Source organism: Pseudomonas sp. X10, assembly GCF_054889225.1.
Genome location: NZ_CM142677.1, coordinates 2996522 through 3018734, shown reverse-complemented (window position 1 = coordinate 3018734; position 22213 = coordinate 2996522). Strand labels below are relative to the sequence as shown.

Genomic DNA, 22213 nt, shown 5'->3' with positions numbered 1-22213 from the left:
TCCCGGCATGGAGCCTGGGCCGGGTACTTGGAATGCTCAGGAAAGGTTTCCCCGGAAGTAGAGGGCACCGTCGAGCCCGCCGTCGGTCAACTTGAACGATTGGCCATTGGCCTGCCAGTCGAGGAGGTCGGTGACGTTCACCGCATGGTTGCCGAGGGTGGACTGCAGCGCCTTATTGATGTTCGACACGCCTGCATCGTTGACCTGGTCGCCGAAGTCGTTGACGGCATCGGTGATGTCGGCAATCAGGCCTACCAGCGTCAGGCCCAGCCCCACCAGGATGATGTAGTCGTACCAGGGAATATCCTGGTCGTGGGTGGTCTTGGGGGTCGGGTCCTGCCTGAAGATCATTGTTCCGCTCGAAATGTCCAGCGACAGCGGGTTGACCGTCTGGGCGGTCCAGCTGTAGGAGGCATCGGGGAGATTGGCCAGGCCGAAGAGGAAGGTCAGGGGGCCGCCGCCCGCAGAGGAGGTCTGCAATCCATCCCCGGCATCGGAGGGCCATAGGGAAAATCTGTTGGTGTTGATCGCGTCGCCGCCAACTTTCACGGTAAAGGAGCCATTGTTGGAAATCAGCGAATGTTGGTTCGATTGGCTGACGGAAAACGACCCTCCCGGAAAGGTAGCCTCGACACCGGGTAATAGCGTGTTTTTGAAAAAGGCCTCCTGCGAGACGAGGGCCACAGCGTTGGCGCCTGGCACCAGTGCCGTCGAGTCGAACGCGGGGGTGGACGGAAACGGCGTATCGTCGAGCATGGACAGGAAGCAGAGTGCTTCGATATCACCCGATGCAATGTAGTACTGCCATTTGTACGGGCGCAGCCATGTCGTCGCCCCGGCGGGCACCGGAACGACCCCGGCGAATACATACTGCAGGTTGTCCCGGTTCTCGTAGAAGGCCGCTTGGATGATCTGCTTGAGCATACCGATGGCGGCACTCGTCAACTCGCCGGAAGGATCTGTAACCGTGAGTACTGCAACGTAGCCGGGGTCGCCAGGTGTTGCGTCTTGAGCAGGAGAGAACACCAACTGGGTCAGTGACCCTTCACCGTTGAGTTCCTGTTGGTTACCGGGGCCCATCCAGCCCAGCGTTATCTCCAGCAACAGGGAGACCCCGGACATATCCCACTCGCCGTTGACGCCGGGGAGATTGGAAATGCTCAGGTTGCCATCCTTGATGGGCACGTTGAGCTTCATCAGACTGTTCTGGCCACCGTCAGCCATGCTCCATACATCCAGATGGACATCGAGGGTGGTGATCGCCCCGGTGATGGGGTCGTGGTCTGTATAGGCGATAGGCATCGAAACGGATGCCAAGTTCTTGCGCATGATGTCGTTGACCTTGTCCTGGGTCAACGCATAGGAATAGTCATATCGATAGGTATCCATAAGAGCATCCCTGTCTCTTGTTTTCCGCTCACCCGATGAATAACGAGTGGTGTTTCTAGGCTAGTCGCTTTCCTGTGTGGGTCAACTCTTTTCAATAATAAAAAGTGGTGCCGGTTAAGACTTGGCCGGAGGCGAAGAGGGCGGCGCAAGAGCTCTTCAGATAGAATCTGAACTATGTGGCAAGGCATCATCGCGGTTCGGCATAAGGACGCCCCATGGCCGCAGCGACGCTCGATCTCAACCAAAAAACTTTGCTTGAATGGAATAACTTAATCTCGGCGACATCCTCCTCAACAATCGCCGTTATATGACGTCAGCTGGCAGGCAGTTTCGCTTGCAATAACCCCGCCGTAAGTATCGGGGAATATGACTCATAAGGAAGACAGGATGAAATGGCCGAATATTGATCAAGTGCGCAACTTCACTCCCTTGCCCGAACATTATGTTTGGGATTTCTTGAGAGCCGATGAAATTGACGTCGCTATCGCATTTTTCGAAACGTGGTTTCCCTCCATTTCGGTGGGTTTGGGCAGCCCGTCGCTAGGTGGTATGCGCAAATTTTCAATGATGACGGGCCGGTTTCGTCGTAACAGGGGAGCAGATGAAGAGCGGATTGGATGAACTGCGCTTCCCCGCTAGCGTCGACAGCCCCCAGGAAGGTGGGTAAGGGCAGGGCGTTGATCAGGTTGTGCCAATCATCTCGCCCGCCAGGTCGGCGAGTGCGCGAAGCCGGTCCATCTGTCGCATATCGTGGTGATAACCCATCCAGATATCGCGCCCGGGCGGCGCCTCGTCGGTGTCCAGCAGCCTGAGCGCGGGCAATTGGTCACCCAGGACGCGGGGCAGTACGGCAACGCCCAACCCAAGTGCGCACATCTGAGCCTGGACCGTACGGCTACTGCTGGTGAATACGGTTCTGGCCCGCGGGTACAGCTCTTGCAACCAGAGCACGTCGGGGTAATGCGATTGTGCGATGTTCATGGTGATCAGGCCGACACCCTCACCATCAGCTCGTGGCAGGAATGGTACCCGTGCACTCGCGTACAGCCCGTAGCTCAGCGTAGTGAGCCGTCGTTGGACGATGTCGGGTTCGGTGAAGGGAACGATGCGGAATGCAATATCCGCTTCTCTGCGTGTCAGGTCGAACAACCGGTGTCCGGCGATCACCTCGGGCTCGATCAATGGATACCGCCGCAAGAGCTCGCTCAAGACGGGGCCGAGTACGTAACAGGCGAACCAGTCCGCTGAAGAGATCCGTAACAGGCCTTCAGGCTGGTCGCTTTCGCCCGCGATGCGCCGCTCGATCGTCAGCGCGCTACGTTCCATTTCCTCGGCCAGTTCGAAAATACGTTCACCACTGTCGGTCAGCACCAGTCCCGACGCAGTACGGCGAAAGAACACCTGGCCGCTGGCCTGCTCGAGCACATGCAGGCGCCGTCCCACGGTGGGGTGGCTGACGCCCAACAGCTTCGCCGCTGCGCCCAGCGAGCCGCCCCGCGCGATGGCGAGGAAGACACGCAAGTCATTCCATTCCATGGCGTACCTCGTACAAATGTGAACGGCGAAGATGCAGCAATGACAGTCCCGCCGCAACCCTTCGGTTCGCACAATGAACCCATGAACGCAGGCAACGACAGCGGGAGGTATTGATGCACATCGAATTCAATGGCATGGGGGCAAGGGGATGAGCACCGACCTCGAGAAAAGCGCGGCCATCCCGAACCGTTGCGCACAGCCGTGGTTTGACGCACCGCTGACCACCTCGCGCCGTGGCTATTTCTGGATCACCGGAGAGCGAGTGGCCAAGGCGGGTAAACATTTTCAGAAAGGGCCCATGTTCGTCGCGTGGGAGTCCCCCGAGCGCATTACCCGGCCATACCCGGTGGTTCTGGTGCATGGCGGCACACTGCAAGGCACTGAGTGGCTGGCAACGCCGGACGGCCGCCCCGGATGGGCGCAGCGCTTTATTGAAGACGGCTACGTGGTGTTTTGCGTCGATCGGCCGGGCCACGGCCGCTCACCTTACCATCCCGAGATCATGGGACCGATGGGGCCGGCCTTTTCCTATGAGCGCGCCCGCGAGGTTTACTTTCCCGAAGGTGGTGGTGAAACCCAGTGGCCGTTCGCGACAGAGGACGAGGTGGCCTTCGATGCCTTCATCGCGGCCTACGGGCCCATGCCTGCCGACCTGGCGGCGTCCCAGGCCCTCGATGCCGATCGCCTGGCTCAGTTACTGGATCGCATCGGCAAAGCCATCGTCATCACGCACTCCGCTTCTGGCCCCGACGCCTGGCTGTTGGCTGACCGCAGGCCAGGTATGCTCGCCGCCATCGTCGCGGTCGAGCCAATGGGCCCGGTGTTTGGTGAAACACCCGGTATCGGCTCCCTGGACTGGGGGCTGACGGCGGCGCCGATCACCTTCGATCCACCTTGCGCAACGCCAGCTCAGGTGCGCACAGCCGATCCCTCGGCGTTGAAGATTCCCGCGCTTAAGGGCGTTGCTGTCGGGCTGGTGACCGGGGAAACCTCCGTGTTCGCCTCCTTCGCGAGCAGCATCGTGCCGTTCCTGCGCAATGCCGGCGCCAACGTCCACCACCTGGATCTACCATCCCTCGGCATCCATGGCAACGGGCACGGGTTGATCTATGAACGTAACTGCGACGATGTCTTCAAGGTGGTTTCGCAGTGGCTGGACACAACCGTCAGCCGGGCCGAACAGGCCTGACCTATCCACTCACAGAAGAATGTAACCATGAATATTGAAACCCTGGCTGCCCGCCTGGAGGCATTGGAAAGCCGCATGGCAATCGAATCGCTGATTTCCGGTTACGCCAATGCATTCGATCTTATGGACATCGATCTCTTGCGCACCCTTTGGCATGACGACGCCACTCTGGACCTACCTGGCTTCGGCGCCGGGGGAAACCCTGAAGAGATACTGGTCATGGCCCAAAGGAGCTGGCGAAAGATGCCCCACATGCATCATTGGATGTCCAACCCCATGATTCACATCGAGGGTGCCGTGGCTGCGGCAACCGTCGCGGCCGACTGCTTGTTTCATGACATCGAAAAAGGGCCGGTGCAGGTCAGCGGCCTCTATTACGACCGCTTCGAACGCCGCGAAGGTCAATGGCGATTCACGTCGCGACGCTTCGAACTGCACTTCCTGACACCGTTGGCAAACTGGAAGCCGATTGCCGGTTCGGAAAAGTTTGAGGGCGTTTAACACATAACCCCCGTCGTGCTGTGGGTGCATCGCATGGTCAGTACGGCGATGCGCCCCTTGATTGATTCCGTATGAAGGCTGCCCATGTTCCGAGATGATGTTTCCCAACCCGACCCACGCCGCTGGGCGATGTTCGTGGTTCTATTGATGGGCGCGTTCCTGCCACCGCTCGATTTCTTTATTGTCAACGTCGCACTTCCGTCGATCCACGAAGAATTGGGCGCCTCGGCCTCCGCCGAGCAGTTGGTCATTTCCTCGTATGCCGCGCTTTATGCCGTGACGCTGATCACTGGCGGACGGCTCGGCGACCTATACGGAAGAGGCCGTGTGTTTTTGCTCGGGCTGATCGGCTTTGCGGCCGCATCGATGTTGTGCGGTTTCGCCGCGTCGCCCGGGGTATTGATCGCCGGACGCGCCTTGCAGGGCGTGACGGCTGCGGTGATGGCGCCGCAGGCGCTGGCGTCGGTGCAGGCCATCTTCCCCGAATCGGAAAAGCCGCTCGCACTTAGTCTATATGGCGCTGTCTTCGGCCTGGCCTCAGTGATTGGGCAGGCCTTGGGCGGTATCCTGATTTCGCTCGACCTCATGGGCCTGGGGTGGCGGGCAATTTTCCTCGTCAACTTGCCGGTGGCGGCGCTGGTCGTGCTGTTCGGCATTCCCTTGTTGAAAGAAACACGCGTGCGCCACGCCACCAAGCTGGACATGGGCGGCATGGCCTTGTCGATGATCTGCCTCGGTGCGCTCATCGTGCCGCTGATTGAGGGGAGGGAAGCAGGCTGGCCGTGGTGGTCGTGGCTGTCTCTCATCGCAATGCCGGTGCTGGCGTGGCTGTTCTGGCGTTATGAGGCCCGCCTGGGGCGCTTGGGCGGTGCGCCTCTACTCGATCCCGATGCATTGAAGGCTCCGGGGCTGGGACGTGCGCTGCTGATCGCATTGTTGCTCTACTCGATTGGGGTTTTCTTCCTGCTGTTCTCGATCTATCTGCAGCAGGCGCTGCACGTATCCGCGCTGAGCGCCGGGTTGGTATTCCTGCCGTTTGGTGCAGGGTTTCTGCTGGGACCGCTGCTGACGCCGTTGGGCAGACGCATGCTCGGCGCCTATGTCAACCCACTCGGCATGGCCCTGGAGTCCATCAGCTTTCTCGGCCTGGTCTGGCTCATCCTCGCGACACCGGCCGGAGTGCAGCCGGCCCCCGTACCGCTTGGTGTCGTTCTGTTCGTGATTGGTTTTGGACAAGGGCTGGCGCTGCCGACCTTGATGCGAATGGTCACCGGCCGCGTTGCGCCGGCGTATTCGGGCATGATTGCCGGCATCGCCAGTTCGACCCTGCAAGTCAGCACCGCACTCAGCGTCGCGGTGATTGGTGGAGTTTTCTACACCATCCTCGGCTCGCGCACCGATCCGGCAGCTATCACCCAGGCATTTATCGCCGCGGCCCTTTGCATTGCCTTCTGCCTGGCCGCGGGTGCGGTACTGGGCCTTACGCTCGCTCGGTGGCCCGTTGCGAGCACGCCCGGGCGCAGTACGAGTGCCGGTGTACGAGCAAGCATGGACCAGCAGTACCGGGGCGGGGCCGAGCAGAAGTTGTAGCAGGAGAGGAGCGGGGGGGCTTGCACCCGCTCCCCCGGTTTCAGCTACGGATGACGGTCAGCAGACGGTAAGGCGTTGTTCAATGAACTCGTCGACGGTGATGACCTTGAGTAGCCTTGGCTCGGCCAGATTCCGGATTTCGAAGTGGGTGTTCGCCCAATGGGTACACGTTGCCATCGTGGCTGTACACCAGGGCTGCGCTACTGGCATCGGCGGGGAGCCCAGGTCGACCTAGCCGACGGAGTTTGATTACTCACAGTTTTCAGGAGTGAACGGCGAGAACAATCTTGCCGATATGTTGGCCTGAGTCCATCAGCTCATGCGCGGAACGAGCATCCTGCAGGTCGAATGTCTTGAAAACGAGAGGTTTGATTTCGCCTTTATGGATGTGCGGCCATACCTGATCTTCCAAGGCGTCGATGATCAGCTTCTTCTCGTCGTGACTGCGTGAGCGCAAGGTCGAGCCGATGTGGGTCAGTCTCTTGACCAGCATGGGGAATAGGTTGACGTTGGTCGCTGGACCTTTGATGACCCCGATCTGCACAATGCGCCCATTCATGGCCGCGGCTTCGAAGTTGCGACTCACATAGTCGCCACCAATGATATCGACTACCACATCGGCGCCTCGTCCATCGGTTTCTCGCAGGACCTCTGCGACAAAATCCTGCTCGGTGTAGTTGATCGGGTGGTCGGCACCCAGGGATCGACTGGCGCGTTGCTGTTGTTCATTCTTGACCGTGGTGAAGATCTTCGCGGCGCCGAAGGTCTTCGCGAGCATCGTCGCGGTGGTACCTATGCCAGAGGCGCCGCCATGGATCAACACTGTTTCCCCACGCTGGAACTGGCCGCGTTGGAACATGTTGACCCATACCGTCATGAACGTTTCCGGGAGGGCCGCCGCTTCCTCCATGGTCAGGCCCTTGGGCAAGTGCAGGGACGTGCGTTCGTCCGCGACCGCATATTCGGCATAGCCGCCACCCGGAACCAAGGCGATGACCTTGTCGCCCAGGGCGAACTGCTTCACTTCAGCACCCAAGGCGACGACCTCGCCGGAAACCTCCAATCCGGGGATATCCGACGCCCCAGGTGGTGGGTCATACAGCCCCTTGCGTTGAAGTACGTCCGGACCGTTGACGCCTGCGGCCTGCACTTTGATCAGTACCTCGCGTACGTCGGGTTGGGGGACTGGTCTTCTGACCGCTGCCAGGACCTCTGGACCTCCCGGACAGCTGATCTCGATCGCAGTCATGTCTGCGGGAATGTGGGGCTGATTCATTAGGAGAACCTCCTGTACGAAATACACTGTGAAAGCGGTCTTGCTTGCGCCGACAATGGCGCCACATCCGTTCGGTGGGCATTGAGTTGACGTGCAAGGCGAGGGAGCGGGGCGGGCTTGCACCCGCTCCCCCTTGGTATCAGCTGCGGATGAAGGCCAGCAGATCGGCGTTTATCTCGTCTGCGTTGGTGGTGGGCATTCCATGTGGGAAGCCGGCGTATGTCTTCAGTGTGCTATTGCGCAGCAGCTTGGCGGAGAGTGGACCCGAGTTGTCATAGGGCACGATCTGGTCGTCATCGCCATGCATCACCAGAACCGGGACCGTTACGCTTTTCAGGCTCTCGGTGAAGTCGGTCTGGGAGAATGCGACGATCCCGTCATAGTGTGCCTTGGCGCAGCCCATCATGCCTTGCCGCCACCAGTTCAGGATCACGCCTTCTTGCGGTGTGGCGCCAGGGCGGTTGTAGCCATAGAACGGGCCTGCCGGAATGTCGTGGTAGAACTGCGCCCGATTGGCTTTGAGCTGGGCCTGGAGGTCATCGAACACCGACTTGGGTAGCCCACCCGGATTGTCGGCCGTTTTCACCATCAGTGGTGGGACTGCGCTGATGATAGCCGCCTTGGCTACGCGGTCTTCTCCATGGCGAGCAATGTAATGGATCACTTCGCCACCGCCGGTCGAATGCCCCACGTGCACGGCGCCCTCGACCCCGAGGTGTTTGACTACCGCCGCCACGTCGTCGGCGTAGTGGTCCATGTCATGCCCATCCCAGACTTGGCTGGAGCGCCCGTGGCCTCGTCGGTCGTGGGCGACGACACGATAACCTTCGGCCAGGAAGAACAGCATCTGGGCATCCCAGTCATCGGCGCTCAGTGGCCATCCATGATGGAAGTAGATCACTTGGGCATCGCGTGGGCCCCAGTCTTTGTAGAAGATCTCAACCCCATCTTGTGTTGTCACGTATCCCATTTCGCGTCTCCTGTCATAAGGCATGCAGCCGGAACATCTGCTCCGACCGTGGCCTTGCGTGAAGTAAGTTCAGCTCAGTCTTCCTCCGTGAAGGCAAGCTGATGCGGTGCGGATAGTTTCAGCAATCTGACCCCTTGGCCGCTAAACGACTTTAAGATTAAAGTAGGCTTTAAGGTCAATGCATATTTGGAAGGTGCCTCATGAGAATAGGAGAGCTGGCCAAGATCACCGGACTGGCCCCTTCGCGCATCCGTTTCTACGAGGCGAGTGGGCTGATCCAATCGGTCGAGCGCAAGGCCAATGGCTATCGTGATTATTCAGAGGAGGCCGTGTGGATGCTGGAGTTGATTACCAGTGCCCAGGCGGCAGGGTTTTCCTTGGAAGAGATCCGACAGTTGTTGCCGCTCAGTTCGAACGGTTGGCGGCATGACGAACTGCTCCACGGGCTCAAGCGCAAAGTCGAGGAAATCGAAGTGCTGCAACAGCGCCTGGCACGCAACAAGGAGCAGTTGCTGGTGGTAATCGAGGGCATTGAAAGCAAGCCTGAGGGCATGCCGTGCGTCGACAACTCCCAGCGGGTGCTTGAGCGGCTGCGGGAAGAGATCGCGTTGAACAAGGCGAGCGCCGCGCCTGCCAAATGAGCCTGGAAAGGCCTGAATCAAAGCAGGCGCCGCCCCTGGGAGGCGACGCCTGTGTCTCGTCAATCGCCGGCGTTCAGGGCCGCCAGCGGCTTGGGCGCATAGAGCGCGCTCTGGAACTCTGGCACGTATTCGTATTTCACCATCTTGCCCAGCTTCAACGAGCGAATGTAGCTCGACAGGCTGCCCTCGCCGAGCACGAGCTCTGCCGAGTCCGCGTTCGTGCTTGACCCGTGGCTGGTTTGCCGGGAGGTCGCATAGCCGTAGCTCAGTTGGCCATTGTGGTCGAGATTGGTGAAGCTGTTTGTCACCAGGCTGGCGTCGCTGGACAGGTCGTCTAGTTTCTTCGCCTTGAAGGTCACATCGACCTTGCCCGTCTGGGCATCGACGATGTCGTACGACACTGTCGCGGTTTCTTCGCGGCGGTTGATGTCCGTCAGCCACTTCGGCAGGTTGTAGCCCACCACGCCTCGAACACGGGCAAGTTCGGTGTTCACGGGCAGCTTGAGTACGTAACCCCAGAAGTCCTTGGACATCGACTGCCCGATCAGAGTGAAGGGCCCGAGATTGGACTTGCCTGGCTTGTTGGTGATGATCGACAGGGCGATTTCGTTGTAGCTGTCGTTGTCGCAATAGTCGTAGGTGTAAGCAGTGAAAGCCACCAGGCCGCGTCCCGGCCACACTTGGAGGGGCTGGACCTGTTCGAGCACTTCGGCGGGTATCAACTCGCGCAGGCGATCGAGGTCCGCCGTGTAGACCGCGGTTACCCGGCTGTTCTTGTAGTAGAAGTTCGGTGAGTACGACTCGAACCCCATGTCGACCTTGGTCTTTTCCAGGCCTTTGAACCAGCTCAAGTCCATTTCCGGCGCTTCGGCCTGGATCACAGACAAGGGAGGGTTGGAGCGATAACGGTCGTACAACCCTCCTTTGAGGATTGGTACCTGGTGGCCTGCAATATCGATCACCGTGGTCTCGGCATGCTTAGGGATGCCGCTGGTATCCGCTATAGCGGAGTTGGCGGTGGGCGTCAGGAGTACACCTGCCATGGCGGCGACGGTTCCGAGTTTCACTTTTCAGTTTCTCCAGAGAGTTGCATCACGCTTGATGAATACGGCCAGGGCATTTTGCTTGGCACCATGCTTGGGGCTTTCACGCTCACCTTAACTTTCAACTTAACTTTAATGTCAAGGCTCCGGGTTCCGGTTTTTCAGCCATTGAAGGCGACATTACGACCGCGCCCGCAGCGTGAAGGCGATGACGAACTCGGCCAGCTTGCCGAAAGGTGCCCTGAGCAAGCTGGGTAGGCTCCAGCGGCCCTGGACGAACACACCCTTGGCATGGCTCATGGAGCGCAAGCCCTCGATGCCGTGATAGGCACCCATGCCGCTGGCCCCTACGCCGCCGAACGGCAGATCGTCCACGGCAACGTGCAGCAGGGTGCTGTTGATGCCGACATTGCCGGAGGTGGTGTGCCTGAGTATTGCTTCGCTGTCGGCATCCACATTGCCGAAATAGTAGAGCGCGAGTGGGCGCGGCCTGGCGTTGATGTAGTCGATTACCTCACCGAGGGAGCGGTAGGTACGAATCGGTAGCAGAGGGCCGAAGATTTCTTCGCGCATGACCAGTGCCTCATCCCCAGCTCCCACGATCAACATCGGGGCCAGTGTCCGCGGCCGCTCTGCCGCTCGTTCGGGGACCACGCCTGCTTCGATCACATTGGCGCCCTTGGCGCGGGCGTCTTCGATGAGTGTATGCAACCGTATGTAGTGCCTGTCGTTGATGATCGAGGTGTAGTCCGGGCTGGTCGGGCCCTGCGGATAGCTACGGGCAACAGCGGCGCGGTATTGGTTGATGAACTCGTCCAGGTCGTCCTCATGGACCAAGGCATAGTCCGGCGCGACACAAGTCTGGCCGGCATTGGACAGCTTGCCGAAGACGATGCTCTCCAGTGTGCCGCGCCCGGCATGGCCTGGCGCCACCACCACGGGGCTCTTGCCGCCCAATTCAAGGGTCAGTGGCACCAGGTTGTCACTGGCGGCGCGCATCACCATTCGGCCCACCTGGGTGCTGCCGGTGAACAGCAGGTGGTCGAAGGGCAGGGCGCTGAAGCAGGCGCCTGTCTCAGGGCCACCGAGCACCACCGCAACCTCATCGACGGAAAAAACGCTCGCCAGCATGCGCTGGATTAGATCGCTGGTGCGTGGCGTCAGCTCGGAAGGCTTGATCATTACCCGGTTGCCCGCCGCGAGCGCGGTGGCCAGGGGGATGAAAGTCAGGGAAAACGGGTAGTTCCAAGGCGCCATGACGCCAATCACGCCCTTAGGCTGGTACTCCACATAGGCACTGCCGGCGCGATGGAATGCCGCGACGTGACGACGCTCGGGTTTCATGAAGCGGCGCAGGTGCCGTAATAGGTAGTCGATGGCCTGCACCACGCCAAGCAGCTCCATGATGTCTGTCTCGTGGCGCGAGCGATTACCGAAATCGGCGCTGATCGCATCCTCCACTTCACGCCGGTGAGCGAGAACTAGCGCGCGCAACTTGACCAGGTTGGCCTTGCGTCGCTCGAGGTTGGGTGGCCCGTCATTGAGAAACGCTCGTCGCTGTTGCTCAAGCGTTGTTGCTGCGTCGATAACTGATGGGGCTTCTGCGGCGATAGTCATCTTGCACCTCTCAAGATCATTGCAATGTAGACAGTGTCAACTTGATTCGGGCGGATCATAGGAAGACAATGTATTCACTGTCAACATTTGGAGGCGCTGCCGTATGTCACTCGACCCTGACTCTTGCCAGGCCAAGCCTTATCACCATGGCGATTTGCGTCGCACCATCATCGATACCGCCTTGGCGACCCTGAAGGAGCAGCAAGGTTGGCAATTCACTTTGCGTGAGATAGCCCGCCGCGCCCAAGTGAGCCACTCGGCGCCGTATCGGCATTTCCCGGACAAGGCGGCGCTGCTCTACGAGCTGGCTTTACTCGGCTTCGAGCGATTGTGCGAGGCGATGCGAGCCTCGCTGCAGCCCGCAATGCCAGCTCCCGAACGCTTGCAGGCAATGGCCTATGCCTACCTGGAGTTCGGCGCGGACAACCCAGACCTGTATCGGTTGATGTTCTCGACGCAAGCAGGAGAGCCATCGCAGCTCCATGTCGACCCCCGAGCCCAGGCGCCTTTCCACCTGGTGATCGAGGTGCTGGAGCAGGGGCAGCGGGAAGGGACGATCCGCACCCGTTCCGCCTTGGGGCAGGCCACCGCCAGTTGGGCACACCTGCATGGGTTGACCATGCTTTCGATCGATAGTCGGCTGGTGCCGGAAAAGGTCGGCGATCACGCCATCGAGGATGCGTTGACGACCTTGCTCGATGGCCTGGTACGTGACCGGGCAGATCAATGACCTGCCGCCTGGCTTCAGGGCTAACGTTAAAAGACCGTGTCGCCCCGACGCAGGGCGATGCTTGGCCATTCACATGCGATCAGGTACCTGAGCATGACTAAACGCATCTTGCACGTCGTTACCAACGTCGCCCATTACAGCGACCCAGACCAGCCCACGGGGTTGTGGCTGGGTGAGTTGACCCATGCATGGCATGTGTTCGCTGGCAGGGGCTACGCACAGCACTTGGTGAGTCCACGAGGTGGAGCGTCGCCCCTCGAGCCTCGCTCGCTCAAGTGGCCGCTGCTCGATAGCACGGCCAAGGCTTGGTTGAATGACCCGGCGGCCATGGCGCGTCTTGCCAGTACCTCGCGGCCGGAGGAGTTATTGTCATCCGATTTCGATGCCATTTACTTTACCGGTGGCCACGCGGTGATGTGGGACTTCCCCGAAGACATGGGGTTGCAGCGCCTGACCCGAGAGATCTACGAGCAAGGTGGAATCGTCTCATCGGTGTGCCATGGGTATTGCGGCCTGCTCAACACACGGCTGTCCGACGGTCGCCTGTTGGTTGAGGGGCGCCGCCTCACTGGCTATGCCTGGGTCGAAGAGGTGCTGGCGGGCGTTGCCAGCAAGGTTCCATACAACGCCGAGCAAGAAATGAAGCGCCGTGGAGCGCACTACGAAAAAGCCTTGTTGCCGTTCACCTCCAAGGTCGTCGTCGATGGCCGGCTGGTGACAGGGCAGAATCCACAATCGGCCAAAGCGACTGCCGAGCAGGTAGCGGCGCTGCTTTAGGAGGACCTGCCGACAAGGGCATTGACATTAAAGTTAACTTTAAAGCTAATGTCTGGGCACGCTCACATTGAGGTGCCCCCGATGAACGTGTTCACCCCCCTGACTCTCCCTAACGGTTCGACCGTTGCAAACCGCATTGCCAAGGCTGCCATGGAAGAAAACATGGCCGACACCAACCATGCGCCTTCTGCTCGACTGATGCGCCTTTATCAGGCGTGGGCGGACGGTGGTGCAGGCTTGATCATCACCGGTAATGTCATGGTCGATAACCGTGCGATGACGGGCCCGGGTGGCGTGGTGCTGGAAAATGACCTGCACATCGACAAGTTCCGTCAATGGGCTGGGATTGGTCGATCGAAGGGCGCGCAGTTCTGGTTGCAGATCAATCATCCCGGCCGGCAGATGCAGGCCAACCTCGGCCAGATGACTTGGGCGCCCTCTGCCGTACCGTTGGAGCTGGGCACGATGTCCCGTCATTTCGCAACTCCCCGGGCCATGACCCAGGAAGTCATCGATGATGTCATCCGCCGCTTCGCGCATACCGCGCTGCTGGGTGAGCAGGCTGGTTTTACCGGGGTGGAGATTCATGCCGCGCATGGTTACTTGCTCAGCCAGTTTCTTTCGCCGCTTACCAACCAGCGGACGGATCAGTGGGGCGGCTCCCTGGAGAACCGCACCCGCTTGCTGCTCGAGATCGTCAAGGCTGTACGTGCAGTGGTTTCGCCCGGCTTTGCCGTGGCGGTCAAACTCAACTCGGCCGACTTCCAGCGTGGCGGCTTCAGTGCTGACGACGCCAAGCAGGTCGTGCGTTTGCTCAACGAGCTCGATGTCGACCTGGTGGAGCTTTCTGGCGGCAGCTACGAAGCACCGGCGATGCAGGGCGAGGCCCGTGATGGTCGGACCCTGGCCAGGGAGGCCTACTTCCTGGAGTTTGCGCGTGACATTCGAGCGGTAGCGAAGATGCCGGTGATGGTGACCGGTGGCATTCGTCGGCGACCGATCGCGGATCAGGTGATACAGAGTGGCGTGGACATGGTGGGGATCGGCACTGCGCTGGCTATCGATCCTTCCTTGCCGCGTGACTGGCAAGACGGCAAGAGCAGTGCTCCTGAACTTCCACCGATCACTTGGAAGAACAAGGCGCTTGCCTCACTGGCCAACATGGCTGTGGTCAAGTTCCAACTGCGTAAATTGAGTGAAGACAAGGCGTCCAATCCACGCGTTTCACCCTGGTGGGCCTTGATTGTGCAGCAGGTGGCGAACGCCACCCGCACTCGCCAGTATCGTCGTCGAATGGCCCGTCGAGCCGGGTAGAACGCTCGGCTGGGTGGTGATCATGGTTCATTAACGTGCGGACCGGAGCTGTCGCCACAAGGTGGTCTGGCTGATACCGAGGCGACGCGCGGCTTCGTCGAGGTTGCCCTGGCAGCTTTCCAGCGTCTCTTGTGTGGCGTAGCTGCGCGGCCTTGCCAATGGTGTGCAGGTCCGTTTCGCGTGATGGTTTTTTCTGGACTGGCGAAAGGGATCGCTCTTCGCACAGTTCGGGTAGCACGCGAGCCAGGTACTGTTCGTTCACGACGTTGTCGTGCATGAGTTCACGGGCCGAGAGCATGGCGCGCTCGATCACGTTCTCGAGTTCGCGGACGTTGCCCGGCCAGGTATAACGTGTCAGGTAAGGCTGCAAGGCTACTGGCAAGTCCGCGGCGCCCGGAGGCTGGCCCTGGACCCAAGCGCTGGCTGATGCCGCGACTGATCAGGGCGATGTCTTCAGGCCGCTCTCGCAACGGCGTGGTCTGCAAGCGAGGGTATCGGCACGATTCATGATGTTTTCCTTTTTGTTCGTTCCCGCCAGCGATTGACACTCTTTTCTGGTGCATCAGGAAATCGCCACGGCACGCCGTGGCTGGATGGTTACTTCGTCCCTAAGCGGCTTGTGAGCCGATGAAGTTCTTGCCCCGAGAGCCCTGCATGGCGAACGCAATGATCTGCTCGGCTTCCTTCGCCGAGACTCCGTAGTCGGCGAACTCGGTCTTCACTTGGAGTGCATGGAGGAAGGCGCGCAACCGCGTCTGGGCGGTGGCTAGGTCACTGCCGAACACCTGCTGCAAGGTACGGTCGCGCGCCTCATCGCGCCCCCAGGCCAGGCCCAGGACCAGCGGCAAGGTAAAGGAACAGGCGATCCCATGGGGCAGGCCATGGCGCAGGGTCATCTCGTAGGAAATGGAGTGGGCAAGGGCCGTCTTGGTGTTGGAGAAGGCCATCCCGGCCTTAAGTGCTGCTAGTGCCATGCGTGACCGCAGTTCTTTGTTGGACAGGTCCCTGGACAATTGCGGCAGGCATTCGAGAATGTCGTGAATCGCCGAAATTGCGAAACTGTCGGAGACGGGGTTGGCATTGACGTTCCAGATCGACTCAAGCGCGTGGGACAGTGCGTCCAGCCCCGTGGAGACGGTCACGCCGGTGGGAACGGTCAGCATTAGTTGCGGATCGATGATTGCCACCTTTGGCCAGGTGCATTCCAGGTGCAGGGAGTACTTTCTCTGGCTGGCACTGTCCCAGATCGTCGCCCAGGGTGTGACTTCGCTGCCAGTGCCTGCGGTGGTAGGTACGGCGATCAATGCCTTGCAACGAGCGGGTACGAACGGCTTGCCCGTTGCCAACAAGCCCAAGAGCTCGTCGAAGGTGCCGCTTTCGGTCCCTACGATCAGTACCTTGGCTGTGTCGATGGCGCTACCGCCACCGACGGCGATCACCGTTTCACACTCCGCTGCTTCACGCCAGAAGCGCTCATAGGTGCCGCGCAGTTGAGCGACATCAGGGTTGGGCTGGACATCTTCTATGAGGTAGGCCAGGCGATCGCCCAACAGATCCTGAATGCGCCCCAGCAAGCCCAGGCCACGCGCCTCTGGAAAGATCACCAAGGCTACCTTCTGCTGATCGGTAAGGGATACCAGTTCCAGCAGGCTGTCATAGCCATAGCGTGTATCGACCGGGTTGTGAAAACGAGCAGTCATGGCGACTCCTTAGCCTGCCTGTCACGCGTCCCAGATACGCGCGAGGCAGGAAAACGGGGCAGCGGGTCAGTGACGGGTGTTGCCCTGGATGGCGTGACGCAGACGGTTGGAAACCAGATCGGCAAGCACCACCATCAGCGTGATGACCAGGATGCAGGTCGCGGTTTCCTGGTACTTGAACAGCTTCAGGCTGCTCACCAGTTCAAAGCCCAAGCCGCCGGCCCCGACCATGCCCAGCACTGTGGCTGAGCGCAGGTTGACCTCGAAGCGATAGAGCACCACGGCAATCCAGGCGGTTATCACCTGCGGCAGTACGCCGAACACGATCACCTGCAGCGGTCGCGCGCCGGTGGCCTGCAGGGCTTCGATGGGGCCCTGGTCGATTTCCTCGATGCTTTCGGCGAAGAACTTGCCGAGCATGCCTACCCCATGCAGGGCCAGGGCCAGCACGCCGGGAAAGGGGCCCAAGCCCACCGCCGAGACGAATACCAGGGCGAGGATCAGCTCGTTGATGCTGCGGATCACGTTGAGCAACTGGCGGGTGCCCTGGTAGAGCCAGCGGTTGTCGTGCAGGTTACGCGCGGCTAGCAGGCCCAGCGGCACAGCTAGGATGATTCCTAGCAGGGTACCCCAGAGGGCGATTTGCAAGGTTTCCAGGGCCGGGCGCCAGAGACTCGGCAGGATGCTCAGGTCCGGCGGCAGCGAGCGGCTGAGAAAATCAGCGATCTGTGGCATGCCGCTGGCCAGTTCGCGCCAGCTCAGTTGCGCGCCTTCGGCGCTCCAGTGCAGGCCATACAGCAACGCCAGCAGCAGCGTGGCGGTGCTTACCCAGCCGCGCGGGGTGCGCGGGGTATCGACCATCCAGCGATGGCTTTGCAGGTTCATGTTCAGGCTCCTGTTTCGCGGCTGTACAGCGCCTGGATACCGACGTCCGGTACCGGTGGCTCGCTGGCCGGCTGGCTGTGGTAGATGCGCTGCAGCGCGACATCGTCGAGTTGCTCGCGGTGCCCGTCGAATACCAGCCTGCCGTTGGCCAGGCCGATGATCCGGTCGCCAAACTCAAGGGCCAGGTCCACCTGGTGCAGGTTGCACACCAGGGTGATGCCCAGGGTGCGGGTCGCCTCGCGCAGGTAATGCATGACCAGCTGTGCAGTCTTCGGATCGAGGCTGGCCACCGGTTCGTCGGCGAGGATCACCTGGGGCCGCTGGGCTAAGGCGCGGGCGATGCCGACGCGCTGCATCTGCCCGCCGGACAGGGTGTCGGTGCGGACCTCGGCCTTGTGTTCGAGCTCCACTCGGCGCAGGCATTCACGGGCCAGGCTGATGTCCTCGTGGCGGAACAACTGCAGGATCGAGGCCAGCGTGCTGGTGTAGCCGAGCCGGCCGGTCAGCACGTTCTTCAGTACCGACAGGCGCGGCACCACGTTGTGATGCTGGAAGATCATCGCCACCCGGCGGCGCAGTTCGAGCTGGTTGCCGGCCAGCATGGCGTCCAGCCCGGCAACCTGCAGGCTGCCGCTGTCGGCCTGGGCCAGGCGGTTCATGCAGCGCAGCAGGGTCGACTTGCCGGCGCCGGACTGGCCGAGGATCACCACGAACTCGCCGGCTTCGATGTCCAGGTCGATGCCGCGCAACACCGGGTTATCGTGGTAGGTCTTGGTCAGTCGTTCGATGCGGATCATTTCAGGCTCCGCAGATCGAGGTCGAGCACCCTGGCGGTGTCGCGCACCACGTCATAGGCGCTGTCGCCGGTGGGCTGGAAGCCGTTGAGCATGCCCTGGTCGCCCCACGGCACATCCTTGATCGCGGCGAAGGCGATACGCAGTTTCTGCTGCAGGGCCGGGTCGAGGTTCTTGCGCCAGACCATCGGTGACTCGGGGATGTCGCGGGAGGTCCAGACCACCTGAAAGTCGTCCTGCTTGACCTGACCGGCGTTCACAGCGCCGCTGAAGATGCGATCGGCAACTGCGGCGGCATCGACCTTGCGATTTTCCACGGCAAGTATGCTGGCGTCGTGCGAGCCGGAGAAGATCACCCGCGAGAACAGTTGCTTGGGGTCGTGGCCGGACTGCTCAAGGCCGGCCTTGGGGAACAGGTGGCCGGAGGCAGAGCTAGGGTCGACGAAGGCGAAGGTATGGCTCTTGAGGTCGTCGAGGGTGCGGATGCCGCTGTCTTTGCGGGCGATGATCAGGCTGTGGTAAGCGCTGCTGCCGGTCTTCTTGGTGACCGCCACGGCGAAGGCTTCCGCGCCGGCGACCTGGTTGGCCAGCACGTAGGAGAACGGGCCGAGGTAGGCGACATCAAGTTTGCCCGCGCGTAGCGCCTCGATCACGCCGTTGTAGTCGCTGGCGACGAAGGGCTTGATCGGCATGCCCAGGCGCTCCTGCAACTGGTCGAGGACCAGTTGGCTGCTCTTGATCATGGCCTGGGAGTCCTCGGAAGGGATCAGACCGACGGTGAGCGCCTGCTCGGCCTGCACGGCAGGGGCGAGCAGCAATGACAGCAGAGCGAGGCGAGCGCAGCGGAACAGTCGGGTCAGGGGCGTCATGGTGATACCGGTAGGTTGTTGTCGGTAGCGTCAAACTAGGGTTGTCATGTGACAGTCACAGCACCGATTCAATATGGGTTTTCACAGCAAATCATTGATTGGAGCTATGGATGTCCAGCGCCCGTCTGCGTACTTTCCTCGCCGTCGCCCGGCACGCCAGCGTCAGCGCCGGGGCGCGGGCGATCGGCCTCACCCAGCCGACGGCGACCACCCAGATCCATGGACTGGAGCGGGAATTCAACGTCGAGCTGTTCCATCGCCGCGGCCGACGCATCGAACTGACCGCTGTCGGCCGTGCACTGCTGCCGATCGCCCAGCAGATCTCGCTCCTCGAATCCGAGGCGCACAACCTGCTGCGTGATTCCGGCAAGCTCAATCGCGGCCAGTTGAAAGTGGGGGCGGTGGGGCCTTTTCACGTGATTGAGATGGTCGACCTGTATCGCCGCGAATACCCGCAGATCGAGGTATCAATCCGCATCGGCAACTCTGCGACGGTGCTCGCCGACCTTGAGAACTACGTGATCGATGTCGGCGTGCTGGCCGGGCGGCATAACGATCCGGCGTTCGTCGCCGAGCGTTACGCGCACCATCCGGTGATTCTTTTCGCGCATGCCGATCATCCCTTTGCCCGTCACGACGTGGCACCGCTGCGCGCCTTGCAGGGGCAACCGTTGCTGCGTCGCGAACAGGGCTCCACCACCCGCCTGGCGCTTGAGCGGGCGCTGGAGGAAGCCGACGTGACGCCGCGTATCACCATGGAGATCGGCAGCCGTGAGGCGCTGCGCGAGGCGGTGATTCGCGGCATTGGCATCGGCGCGGTGTCCGAGGCCGAATACATCCCCGACCCGCGGCTCAAGGCGATCCGCATTGCCGATGACCAGGTGTTCACCGAAACCTATCTCTACTACCTGGCCGAGCGGCGCAGCAGCCAGGTGATCGCCTCCTTCCTGCGCTGTCTCGCGTGCTCAGCTAGCACGTAAGGCTTGCTCTGCGGGCTGGATGCAGGGTACTCGCGTCCCCTTCGCACGGCTTTACGGAGCTCTGTGGAATTCCGTCACAGACTATCCGGGTCGCCAAAAAACATCTGAATCCTTGACCGCAACCAACGCTCAGCCGGGTCGTTGTCCTGGGCGCCGCGCCAGGCCATGTGTAGTTCGAAGCTGCGCACTTCGATGGGCAGGTCTTCGGCGCGCAGGCCGCCGGCGGCGGTGAGGGCTTCGGCGGTGTAGTCAGGGACGGTGGCGACGATGTCGGTGCCGGCCAGCAGGCTGCCCAGGCCGTTGAACTGGGGGACGGCGAGGACTACGTGACGCTTGCAGCCGATTTCCTCCAGGGCCTCGTCGATGAAGCCAGAGAGGTCGCCGGCAAACGACACCAGGGCATGGGGGCGGGCGCAGAAGTCTTCCAGGCTGATGCTGCCGGGCATGCTGTCGGCACGCAGCAGTTTGGGCTTGCTGCGGCGCAGCACTTTGCGTTTGGCGTTGGCTGGCAGGTCGCTGGTGTAGCTCACGCCCACGGAGATTTCGCCCGAGGCCAGCAGTGCTGGCATCAGCAGGTAGTTGACCCGACGCACCACCAGGACGATGCCAGGGGCTTCGGCACGGATGCGCTTGAGCAACTGTGGGAGCAAGGCGAACTCGGCATCGTCGGACAAGCCAATGCGGAACACCGAGGTGCTGGTGGCCGGGTCGAACTCGGCAGCACGGCTGACCGCGGTCGAGATCGAGTCCAGCGCCGGGGAGAGCAGGGCGAAGATCTCATGGGCCCGGGCTGAAGGCTCCATGCTACGCCCGGTGCGTACGAACAGGGGGTCGTCGAACAGGTTGCGCAGGCGTGAAAGCGCGGCGCTGATGGCCGGCTGGCCGAGAAAGAGTTTCTCGGCCGCGCGGGTCACGCTACGCTCATGCATCAATGTCTCGAAGACGATCAGCAGGTTCAGGTCGACGCGACGCAGGTCGTTACGGTTCATCGGTGCTCTTCGCAATGAAGTGGGGCAGGGGTGAATCTTAAGGCCAAAGACTGGTAACCTGCACCGATTTCCAGGTGCCAATGCCGATAAATTCCAGGAGCCCAATCAATGACAGGCATGTCGACTATTAATAGCCACTGATGGCCGAACGCGCAAAGCCCGGATAGAGTCCATGGTATTAGAGGTTCACAAGGCGAGGTTTGCGATGTCCCGCATGATCCGTTTCCACAAGTTCGGCGCGGCCGATGTGCTCAAGTGCGAAGAGCAGGCCGAGCCGTCACCCGCTGCGGGCGAAGTGCAGATCCGCGTCGATGCGATCGGCGTGAGCTGGTATGACGTACTCTGGCGGCAGAACCTGGCGCCGTCCCAGGCGCGGCTGCCAGCCGGTATCGGCCACGAGATGGCCGGTGTGGTCACGGCGCTGGGCGAAGGCGTCGAGGATCTTGCGGTCGGCGACCGGGTGGCCAGCTTCCCGGCCACCAGTGCCAACGACCATCCGGTCTACGGCGATGTGATCGTTCTGCCGCGCACAGCCCTGACCCGTTACCCCGACATCCTCACGCCGATAGAGGCGAGCGTGCACTACACGCCATTGCTGATCGCCTACTTCGCCTTCGTCGATCTGGCCCGGGCCAAGGCCGGGCAGACCGCCCTGGTGACCGATGCCAGCCATTGCGCCGGGCCGGCCTTCGTGCAATTGGGCAAGGCCTTGGGGCTCAAGGTGTTTGCCGCCACCAAGGAGCCTGAGCAGCGCGAGTACCTGCTGGGGCTGGGTGCCGACAAGGTGATCGTCACTGAAGAGCAGGACCTGCTCCTGCAAATCGGCAAGTACACCGAAGGGCGTGGAGTGGACATGGTCCTCGATGGCTTGGGTGGCCCGCAGATGTCGCTGCTGGGCGATGTGCTGGCGCCACGGGGTAGCCTGGTGCTGTACGGCTTGCAGGGCGGCAACCAGACACCTTTCCCAGCCTGTGCAGCGTTCCAGAAGAACATCCAGTTCTTCGTCCACTGCATCGGCAACTTCACCGGCAAGCCCGAGCTGGGCATCTGCCAGGACCAGGTCGCGCTGCAGCGCGCCCTGCGCGATATCAACCAGTTCACCGCTGACAAGCTGCTGACGCCACAGATCATCAAGGTCTATCCGTTCGAGCAAGTGGTCGAGGCCCATCGCTACATGGACGAGTGCCCCTGTGGCGGCCGGGTCGTGCTGGACATGGGAAACCACTGACTTTATTGCCTCCCTCGTCTGAAGAAGCCCGAGCATTGTCTCGGGCTTTTTTTCAGCTATTTCAGGCGGCTTCTTGAGAATTTTCTTACGCGTTCGGCGCGGTTTTTCCCCAATACATCCACTATGGTCAGCGAGTGGGAAAAATCCTTTCAGCTACCGGGAATAGCGGCAGTGCTGAGAGATTGCTCAGCGAGC

22 protein-coding genes and 1 pseudogene are annotated in these 22213 nt (G+C 61.1%); 10 read left to right on the top strand and 13 right to left on the bottom strand.

Annotation, left to right across the window (positions count from 1 at the left end):
• Window positions 1-36 precede the first annotated feature (36 nt).
• Window positions 37-1389 (bottom strand): TULIP family P47-like protein, encoded by a 1353-nt coding sequence (locus ACYU03_RS13750; RefSeq protein WP_461885118.1) that lies wholly within the window; start codon window positions 1387-1389, stop codon window positions 37-39.
• 387 nt (window positions 1390-1776) lie between these two features.
• Here ACYU03_RS13750 and ACYU03_RS13745 point away from each other — a divergent pair, with 387 nt between their 5' ends.
• Entirely contained in the window at window positions 1777-2010 is a 234-nt protein-coding gene (locus tag ACYU03_RS13745) for a hypothetical protein (RefSeq protein WP_461885117.1), read from the top strand.
• Between the two features lie 60 nt (window positions 2011-2070).
• Here the strand turns inward: ACYU03_RS13745 and ACYU03_RS13740 are convergent, their stop codons facing one another.
• Window positions 2071-2925, bottom strand: coding sequence for a LysR family transcriptional regulator (locus tag ACYU03_RS13740; protein WP_461885116.1), 855 nt, complete (start codon window positions 2923-2925; stop codon window positions 2071-2073).
• 148 nt (window positions 2926-3073) lie between these two features.
• On the opposite strand from ACYU03_RS13740, the gene ACYU03_RS13735 reads away from it, so the two are divergent.
• From ACYU03_RS13735 to ACYU03_RS13725, 3 genes are all read left to right on the top strand, one after another.
• Window positions 3074-4114, top strand: a complete 1041-nt coding sequence (locus ACYU03_RS13735; protein ID WP_461885115.1) for an alpha/beta hydrolase — start codon at window positions 3074-3076, stop codon at window positions 4112-4114.
• Between the two features lie 27 nt (window positions 4115-4141).
• Window positions 4142-4615: a nuclear transport factor 2 family protein gene (locus ACYU03_RS13730; protein WP_461885114.1), complete on the top strand. Its 474-nt coding sequence runs from the start codon at window positions 4142-4144 to the stop codon at window positions 4613-4615.
• 84 nt (window positions 4616-4699) lie between these two features.
• Window positions 4700-6205 carry an MFS transporter gene (locus tag ACYU03_RS13725; RefSeq protein ID WP_461885113.1) on the top strand — a complete coding sequence of 502 codons (1506 nt, stop codon included), beginning with the start codon at window positions 4700-4702 and terminating at the stop codon, window positions 6203-6205.
• A 262-nt stretch (window positions 6206-6467) separates the two neighbouring features.
• On the opposite strand, the gene ACYU03_RS13720 is transcribed toward ACYU03_RS13725, so the two are convergent.
• Together ACYU03_RS13720 and ACYU03_RS13715 are read right to left on the bottom strand one after the other, a co-directional pair.
• On the bottom strand, window positions 6468-7454 hold the full coding sequence (locus ACYU03_RS13720) for an NAD(P)H-quinone oxidoreductase (protein ID WP_461891462.1): 987 nt from the start codon (window positions 7452-7454) through the stop codon (window positions 6468-6470).
• A 166-nt stretch (window positions 7455-7620) separates the two neighbouring features.
• Window positions 7621-8451 carry an alpha/beta fold hydrolase gene (locus tag ACYU03_RS13715; RefSeq protein ID WP_461885112.1) on the bottom strand — a complete coding sequence of 277 codons (831 nt, stop codon included), beginning with the start codon at window positions 8449-8451 and terminating at the stop codon, window positions 7621-7623.
• A 200-nt stretch (window positions 8452-8651) separates the two neighbouring features.
• Between ACYU03_RS13715 and ACYU03_RS13710 the strand changes: the two genes are divergently transcribed.
• A complete protein-coding gene (locus ACYU03_RS13710) occupies window positions 8652-9092 on the top strand; it encodes a MerR family transcriptional regulator (RefSeq protein WP_461885111.1) in 441 nt (146 codons plus the stop codon).
• 59 nt (window positions 9093-9151) lie between these two features.
• On the opposite strand, the gene ACYU03_RS13705 is transcribed toward ACYU03_RS13710, so the two are convergent.
• The gene (locus ACYU03_RS13705; RefSeq protein WP_461885110.1) at window positions 9152-10159 is read right to left on the bottom strand and encodes an acetoacetate decarboxylase (ADC); all 1008 of its coding nucleotides are present in this window, start codon (window positions 10157-10159) and stop codon (window positions 9152-9154) included.
• A gap of 156 nt (window positions 10160-10315) precedes the next feature.
• Window positions 10316-11752 (bottom strand): coniferyl aldehyde dehydrogenase, encoded by a 1437-nt coding sequence (locus tag ACYU03_RS13700; RefSeq protein ID WP_461885108.1) that lies wholly within the window; start codon window positions 11750-11752, stop codon window positions 10316-10318.
• A 103-nt stretch (window positions 11753-11855) separates the two neighbouring features.
• Between ACYU03_RS13700 and ACYU03_RS13695 the strand changes: the two genes are divergently transcribed.
• From ACYU03_RS13695 to ACYU03_RS13685, 3 genes are all read left to right on the top strand, one after another.
• Window positions 11856-12482, top strand: coding sequence for a TetR/AcrR family transcriptional regulator (locus tag ACYU03_RS13695; RefSeq protein WP_461885107.1), 627 nt, complete (start codon window positions 11856-11858; stop codon window positions 12480-12482).
• Window positions 12483-12575: 93 nt separating this feature from the next.
• The gene (locus tag ACYU03_RS13690; protein WP_461885105.1) at window positions 12576-13259 is read left to right on the top strand and encodes a type 1 glutamine amidotransferase domain-containing protein; all 684 of its coding nucleotides are present in this window, start codon (window positions 12576-12578) and stop codon (window positions 13257-13259) included.
• Window positions 13260-13340: 81 nt separating this feature from the next.
• A complete protein-coding gene (locus ACYU03_RS13685) occupies window positions 13341-14573 on the top strand; it encodes an NADH:flavin oxidoreductase/NADH oxidase family protein (RefSeq protein WP_461885104.1) in 1233 nt (410 codons plus the stop codon).
• A 30-nt stretch (window positions 14574-14603) separates the two neighbouring features.
• On the opposite strand, the gene ACYU03_RS13680 is transcribed toward ACYU03_RS13685, so the two are convergent.
• The 6 genes and pseudogenes from ACYU03_RS13680 to phnD form a co-directional block, all read right to left on the bottom strand.
• Complete coding sequence (locus ACYU03_RS13680; RefSeq protein ID WP_461885103.1) at window positions 14604-14732, bottom strand: helix-turn-helix domain-containing protein; 129 nt, start codon at window positions 14730-14732, stop codon at window positions 14604-14606.
• Between the two features lie 163 nt (window positions 14733-14895).
• Window positions 14896-14943, bottom strand: a pseudogene (locus tag ACYU03_RS13675) (hypothetical protein); the annotation flags it as partial.
• A 238-nt stretch (window positions 14944-15181) separates the two neighbouring features.
• Entirely contained in the window at window positions 15182-16273 is a 1092-nt protein-coding gene (gene psrA / locus ACYU03_RS13670) for an iron-containing alcohol dehydrogenase PsrA (RefSeq protein WP_461885102.1), read from the bottom strand.
• 66 nt (window positions 16274-16339) lie between these two features.
• Complete coding sequence (gene phnE, locus ACYU03_RS13665; protein ID WP_461885101.1) at window positions 16340-17158, bottom strand: phosphonate ABC transporter, permease protein PhnE; 819 nt, start codon at window positions 17156-17158, stop codon at window positions 16340-16342.
• A gap of 2 nt (window positions 17159-17160) precedes the next feature.
• Window positions 17161-17955 carry a phosphonate ABC transporter ATP-binding protein gene (gene phnC / locus ACYU03_RS13660; protein ID WP_461885100.1) on the bottom strand — a complete coding sequence of 265 codons (795 nt, stop codon included), beginning with the start codon at window positions 17953-17955 and terminating at the stop codon, window positions 17161-17163.
• On the bottom strand, window positions 17952-18821 hold the full coding sequence (gene phnD, locus ACYU03_RS13655; RefSeq protein WP_461885099.1) for a phosphonate ABC transporter substrate-binding protein: 870 nt from the start codon (window positions 18819-18821) through the stop codon (window positions 17952-17954). Before phnD ends, phnC begins: the two co-directional genes overlap by 4 nt.
• 110 nt (window positions 18822-18931) lie before the next feature.
• On the opposite strand from phnD, the gene ACYU03_RS13650 reads away from it, so the two are divergent.
• Window positions 18932-19801: a LysR substrate-binding domain-containing protein gene (locus tag ACYU03_RS13650; RefSeq protein ID WP_461885098.1), complete on the top strand. Its 870-nt coding sequence runs from the start codon at window positions 18932-18934 to the stop codon at window positions 19799-19801.
• A gap of 74 nt (window positions 19802-19875) precedes the next feature.
• On the opposite strand, the gene ACYU03_RS13645 is transcribed toward ACYU03_RS13650, so the two are convergent.
• On the bottom strand, window positions 19876-20790 hold the full coding sequence (locus tag ACYU03_RS13645; protein ID WP_461885097.1) for a LysR family transcriptional regulator: 915 nt from the start codon (window positions 20788-20790) through the stop codon (window positions 19876-19878).
• A gap of 205 nt (window positions 20791-20995) precedes the next feature.
• Between ACYU03_RS13645 and ACYU03_RS13640 the strand changes: the two genes are divergently transcribed.
• Window positions 20996-22018 carry a zinc-dependent alcohol dehydrogenase family protein gene (locus ACYU03_RS13640; protein ID WP_461885096.1) on the top strand — a complete coding sequence of 341 codons (1023 nt, stop codon included), beginning with the start codon at window positions 20996-20998 and terminating at the stop codon, window positions 22016-22018.
• Window positions 22019-22213 lie beyond the last annotated feature (195 nt).